This window comes from Candidatus Aquarickettsia rohweri, from assembly GCF_003953955.1.
GTDB lineage: Bacteria > Pseudomonadota > Alphaproteobacteria > Rickettsiales > Midichloriaceae > Aquirickettsia > Aquirickettsia rohweri.
Genome location: NZ_RXFM01000094.1, coordinates 1 through 5,770 on the forward strand (window position 1 = coordinate 1; position 5,770 = coordinate 5,770).

General features: G+C 30.0%; 8 protein-coding genes and 1 tRNA gene. 4 read left to right on the forward strand and 5 right to left on the reverse strand.

Features of this window, described 5'->3' with window-relative positions:
* From tnpA to EIC27_RS05880, 3 genes are all read right to left on the reverse strand, one after another.
* The coding region (tnpA, locus tag EIC27_RS08375; protein WP_410519448.1) for an IS66 family insertion sequence element accessory protein TnpA at positions 1–157 on the reverse strand (157 nt) is incomplete at its 3' end.
* Positions 158–523: 366 nt separating this feature from the next.
* Positions 524–2,440 carry an ATP-dependent zinc metalloprotease FtsH gene (gene ftsH, locus EIC27_RS05875; protein WP_126045155.1) on the reverse strand — a complete coding sequence of 639 codons (1,917 nt, stop codon included), beginning with the start codon at positions 2,438–2,440 and terminating at the stop codon, positions 524–526.
* Between the two features lie 93 nt (positions 2,441–2,533).
* Complete coding sequence (locus EIC27_RS05880) at positions 2,534–3,367, reverse strand: pyruvate, water dikinase regulatory protein (RefSeq protein WP_126045156.1); 834 nt, start codon at positions 3,365–3,367, stop codon at positions 2,534–2,536.
* Positions 3,368–3,528: 161 nt separating this feature from the next.
* Here EIC27_RS05880 and EIC27_RS05885 point away from each other — a divergent pair, with 161 nt between their 5' ends.
* The 4 genes from EIC27_RS05885 to EIC27_RS05900 all read left to right on the forward strand — a co-directional run bounded on the left by EIC27_RS05885 (position 3,529) and on the right by EIC27_RS05900 (position 5,159).
* Positions 3,529–4,314 carry an enoyl-ACP reductase FabI gene (locus EIC27_RS05885; RefSeq protein ID WP_126045159.1) on the forward strand — a complete coding sequence of 262 codons (786 nt, stop codon included), beginning with the start codon at positions 3,529–3,531 and terminating at the stop codon, positions 4,312–4,314.
* A gap of 6 nt (positions 4,315–4,320) precedes the next feature.
* On the forward strand, positions 4,321–4,503 hold the full coding sequence (locus EIC27_RS05890) for a hypothetical protein (RefSeq protein WP_126045157.1): 183 nt from the start codon (positions 4,321–4,323) through the stop codon (positions 4,501–4,503).
* A gap of 9 nt (positions 4,504–4,512) precedes the next feature.
* A complete protein-coding gene (gene ndk / locus EIC27_RS05895) occupies positions 4,513–4,932 on the forward strand; it encodes a nucleoside-diphosphate kinase (RefSeq protein WP_126045158.1) in 420 nt (139 codons plus the stop codon).
* 151 nt (positions 4,933–5,083) lie between these two features.
* A tRNA-Lys gene (locus EIC27_RS05900) sits at positions 5,084–5,159 on the forward strand.
* A gap of 71 nt (positions 5,160–5,230) precedes the next feature.
* Here the strand turns inward: EIC27_RS05900 and EIC27_RS07310 are convergent.
* Together EIC27_RS07310 and EIC27_RS08380 are read right to left on the reverse strand one after the other, a co-directional pair.
* The gene (locus EIC27_RS07310) at positions 5,231–5,392 is read right to left on the reverse strand and encodes a hypothetical protein (protein WP_162298356.1); all 162 of its coding nucleotides are present in this window, start codon (positions 5,390–5,392) and stop codon (positions 5,231–5,233) included.
* Positions 5,393–5,540: 148 nt separating this feature from the next.
* Positions 5,541–5,770 (reverse strand): transposase domain-containing protein (locus EIC27_RS08380; RefSeq protein WP_205702304.1); only part of this gene is annotated, 230 nt, incomplete at its 5' end.

Sequence of the window (5,770 nt, forward strand, 5' to 3'; positions counted from 1 at the left end):
CTACAAGAATTCTGTGCCATTTATAAAATGTACTTCTCGGCACATTCTTTTGCTTACAAAATTCATATTTACTTACATTACTTTTTTTATATTCTTCTACTAGCTCTTTCCATTTTTCATTACTTATTCTTTTTTTCTTTTTTTCTAATAGCATCATTAGCCTCTATTTTTTTAGGCTTTTGTTCTACCACTTATTTTTATTCTTGCCTAGATGCCCTTATTTTAGCGCTTATAGAGCAACTCATCAAAACCATAAGATAGACATCACACATTAACTCAAGCTGAAATAAGAAAAGAAATAAAATTAATAGACAATATTCACCTTTTCCTATTAACCATCATGAAATTACATAAATCCAATATAATTATTAAAAGAGTACATGTTGATATTTTAATTAAATTGCCCAAATATTAAAATGCTATTACATTAATTAAATCTAGAAGTAGATTATCATAGTTGCTTTATGCTTCATAATTGCATAAAAGCTTATCTATAAATCAGATACATAGGCTATATTTCACCTTAAACATCTTGCAATACAGGAGGCGAACTATCTAAATTACTACCTGGTATGGAAGAAGTTGGACGATTATCATCATTTTTATTTGATGAATTTTCATGAATACGTATTTTTTTTCCTGCAATTAAATCTTTAATCTCATCTCCTGTTATAGTTTCATATTCCATAAGTGCTTTAGCTAATACTTCAAGCTTCTTTTTATGTTTTGTAATAATATTTTTAGCAAGCTTGTAGCTATCCCTTAGCAATTTATCAACTTCCTTATCCACACTCTCAGCTAATTTTTCTGACACTTCTTTATTACTACCTCCACCATAACGCATACTATCTTCCCTATCCTCACCAACCATTACAGGTCCTATCTTTTCACTAAAACCCCACTTAGTAATCATATTTCTCGCTAAGCTTGTAGCAACTTTAATATCATTTGAAGCACCTGTAGTTATCTTCTCTTTTCCAAAAATAATTTCCTCAGCAACTCTACCACCCATAGCTATAATAAGCCTTGCCTCCAGGTATGTCTTGTTATGGTGACATCTATCACTCTCTGGAAGTTGCATAACCATACCCAAAGCTCTGCCCCTTGGAATTATTGTTGCTTTATGAATAGGATCAGACTCAGATACATATAAACTTACAAGAGCATGCCCTCCTTCATGATATGCAGTAATTTTCTTTTCCTCCTCAGACATTACCATAGATTTTCTCTCAGCTCCCATCATAACTTTATCTTTAGCATGTTCAAGTTCATGCATAGTAACCACATCTCTATTAACTTGAGCTGCAGCAAGAGCTGCTTCATTTACTAAATTTGCTAAATCAGCTCCTGAAAATCCAGGCGTCCCTCTTGCTATGACTTTTATATCAACATTAGGTGCTATTGGGACTTTTTTAATATGCACACTTAAAATTTGCTCTCTACCTTTAATATCTGGTACAGGAACTGTAATTTGTCTATCAAACCTACCAGGCCTAAGTAAAGCAGAGTCTAAAACATCAGGCCTATTTGTTGCAGCAACAACAATTATACCATGGTTATCAGCAAAACCATCCATCTCCACAAGCAACTGGTTCAATGTCTGTTCTCTCTCGTCATTTCCGCCACCATAGCCAGATCCCCTGTGACGTCCAACCGCATCTATTTCATCAATAAATACTATACATGGAGCATGTTTCTTAGCTTGAGTAAACATATCTCTAACTCTACTAGCACCAACCCCTACAAACATCTCAACAAAATCTGAACCAGAAATTGTAAAAAATGGCACTCCAGCTTCACCAGCAACAGCTCTAGCAAGCAAGGTTTTTCCAGTTCCAGGAGAACCAATAAGCAAACAACCTTTTGGAATTTTCCCTCCTAATTTATCAAATTTCCCAGGGTCTTTTAGAAAATCAACCACTTCTTTTAATTCATTTTTTGCTTCATCAATTCCAGCCACATCAGCAAAAGTAACTTTTTTACCTTGATCTTGCATCAATTTAGCCTTTGATTTACCAAATCCCATAGCCTTTCCACCAGCTCCTTGCATATTTTTCAAATAATATATCCATATACCTATCAACACTATCATTGGTAACCATGAAAATATTATACCTAATATGTTACTCATTGTTGATTCAAGAGGAACTATATTAATCTTTACATTACGAGCTCTTAAATCATCTATCAACTGTGGATACACTCTAGGAGATAAAGTAATAAAATGTTCACCATTAGAAAAAACACCTTCTATATTACTACCTTTAATGCTAACCTCACTTACATCTCCATTTGAAACTTTATCTAAAAAATCAGAGAATATTAATTTTTTATTTGAAACATTAGTTACATCTATAAGGTTATAAGCTACAATAATTAAAAAAATTATACTAACCCATTTCATTAAATTAGCATTGAAGTTATTTTTTAAATTTTTCATAAATGATATAAATTTATCGTTATTCTATGTTGGGCATATTAACTTCTACCATAATATATTTAATTAATCATTACATTTTATAAATTTTTCAAATTAAGTATTAACTAAATGCTCACCTTTTTTAGCAAAATATAAATTAATAATCTCAGCTGATATTTCTTCTATTGCTTTAGAAGTTACATCTACAACAGGGAATTTGTTATTGTTAAAAATTTTATTTGCATATCTTATTTCTTCTCTAATGCTAAGGGCATCTGTATAATCATTTCTAAAATCACTAAAATTCTGACCAATTAATCTACATTGCCTTATTTGTAGCAATCTATCTATACTTACTGTCAAACCAACTATTAAGGGATTTTTTATTAAAGAAAAATCATACTCAACATCATTAATTATTGGCCAATTAGCAACTTTATAGCCCCTTTGGGCTAAGTATAATGAAGTTGGTGATTTAGAAGTCCTTGAAACTCCAACTAAAAGGATATCTGCATTATTAAAATCATTAATTTGCTGACCATCATCATGATTTACAGTAAAATTTATTGCTTCTATTTTTTTAAAATAACTCGTATCCGATAAAATTTCTTTTTCTGGAGTTTTTTTAGAAGTTTGTATATTATAGTAAGAGCAAATTTCTGAAATTATACTTGCAATAGGTGAAAAACACTTAACATTTAATTTATTGCATTGCTCTTTTAAATATTCTCTTAATTCCCTATTTATAATTGTATATATTACTACTCCTGGATTCTTTTTTAGCGATACAACTACTTCATCTATTTGCTTTTTAGACCTAACTAAAGGCCACATATATTCATGAATTTTGATGCTATCAAATTGCGAAACAACAGCTTTTGACACAGCTATAACTGTTTCACCAGATGAATCAGATACCATATATAAATTTAAACTGGTAATACTCATTTGCTTATGTATAAAACTAATATATGATTATTTAGATTATAAAAGCTTGCATTTCAATATATAAATATTATTATTTTCTAATATTGAAAGTAAAATTACGTGTAAAAAGCTTTTTCAATAAATTTTATATTTTCTGATTAGGCTATTTAAATTTGAATGATATGTTAAAAAATAAAGTTGGTTTAATAATGGGTTTGGCAAATGATAAATCCATATCTTGGGGTGTTGCAAAAATTTGCAACGATCATGGAGCAAAATTTGCAATTAGTTATCAAAATGAAATACTAGCCAAAAGGGTCAAGCCACTCACAGAAGAATTAAAATCTGATTTACTAATAGAATGCGATATAAGTGATGAAAAATCTATTGATAAAGCATTTGAATTGATAAAAAAGAAGTATGGTAAAATTGATTTTTTTGTGCATGCAATAGCATTTTCTGATAAAAACGAGCTTAAAGGTCGCTACGTTGATACTTCAAGAAATAACTTTTTAAATACTTTAGATATCTCTTGCTATTCTTTTGTATATACATCCAAAAAAGCTGCAGAAATATTAAAGCCTGGTGGAAGTATTTTGACATTAACTTATTACGGGGCTGAAAAAGTTATCCCTAACTATAATGTGATGGGAGTTGCGAAAGCAGCACTAGAGTCTAGTGTAAAGTATATTGCTGCAGATTTAGGACCTTCAAATATAAGAGTTAATGCTATTTCAGCAGGACCAATAAAAACCTTAGCAGCCTCAGGCATAGGTGATTTTCGCAGCATGTTAAAATTTAACGAGGAGAACTCTCCACTTCAAAAAAATGTAACAATCTATGATGTGGGAAACACTGCTGCATTTTTGTTAAGTGATTTATCATCAAGTATTACAGGAGAAATTATATTTGTAGATGCCGGATACAATATTCTAGGATCTCCAAGATCATTATATAAACAAAATTAGATTATTATGAACATAAAGATAAATACAATTATACTAACATGGATTTTACTTACCTGCGTAATTGCATGTAAGCCAAAAGATCACTCTATTTATGACATAAAAAGCCCATGTGCTACAAATAATAAAATATATACAAATGGTCATGAGCCATGTATTAAAAGAACACCTATAGGAAATAAATTAGTATAAAAACAAAAGATGAAACAACAAACATTAAGTATAATAAAACCAGACGCAACAAAAAGAAATATAACTGGAAAAATTAACAATAAATTTGAAGAAGCTGGTTTAAAAATAATTGCACAAAAAAGAATAAAATTAACTAAAGAGCAAGCCAAAGCTTTTTATTATATACATAAAGACAGGCCTTTCTTTCAAAGTCTTATCGATTTTATGACCTCAGCTCCAATTGTTGCACAAGTACTTGAGGGAGAAAATGCTGTTGCAAAAAATAGAGAAATCATGGGTGCTACAAATCCTGACGAAGCTATAGAAGGCACCATAAGAAAAGAATTTGCTGAAAATATTGAAGCAAATTCTGTACACGGCTCTGATTCCATTGAAAATGCTAAAAAAGAAATAGCATTCTTTTTTAGTGAATGTGAAATCATTAGATAAATTTTCTTATGTTAAATAATAAAAAAGTTTTGTCTTACTATATTCAATGTGCTATAACTTCCAAAATGTAGCTTATTAGCATTTGTATATATAACTTAGCGAAAATATTATTCGCTTTTTTTTATTAATAAGCTCTTAATGCTTTATTTATGGTCCCGTAGCTCAGTTGGTAGAGCAACTGACTTTTAATCAGTAGGTCACAAGTTCGAATCTTGTCGGGATCACCACTAAAAAAACTTTAATGTTTCAATAAACTAAAAGTAAGTTATTATTTAACCCAAAATTCTCTTAAATAATACTACTCACCTAATAACAATTGAGCATCAGTATTATTTGCAAGCAAATTAATGTTTGCATTACTCATACAAGCTAATGTAGCACCTATAACCCATTTACAGCATTCGCTTTGAATTTCTGTACTATGAACAATGTAAGCGCTAAAATAAGGGCATCTAGGCAAGAATAAAAATAAGTGGTAGAACAAAAGCCTAAAAAAATAGAGGCTAATGATGCTATTAGAAAAGTAAACGCTAAAATATCCCCATCTTGACAAGTATTATCCGCCTTTCTTTGGGTTTCTTAAGTTTTTTGATAATTCTAAAAAAAATTTAATTTGATGATATTTTTTTATCAATATTATATGGAAGTAAATTTACTAACTCTTTTGGATCAGAATAATCATGAATATGATTCAGCAAATATTTTAAATAATCATAAGGATTAATCTTATTTACTTTGCAAGTTTCAATAATACTATAAATATTTGCACTAGCTTTAGCACCCTTAGTTGTTGCACAGAACATCCAATTTTTTCTGCCAACTGCAAATGGTTTTATAC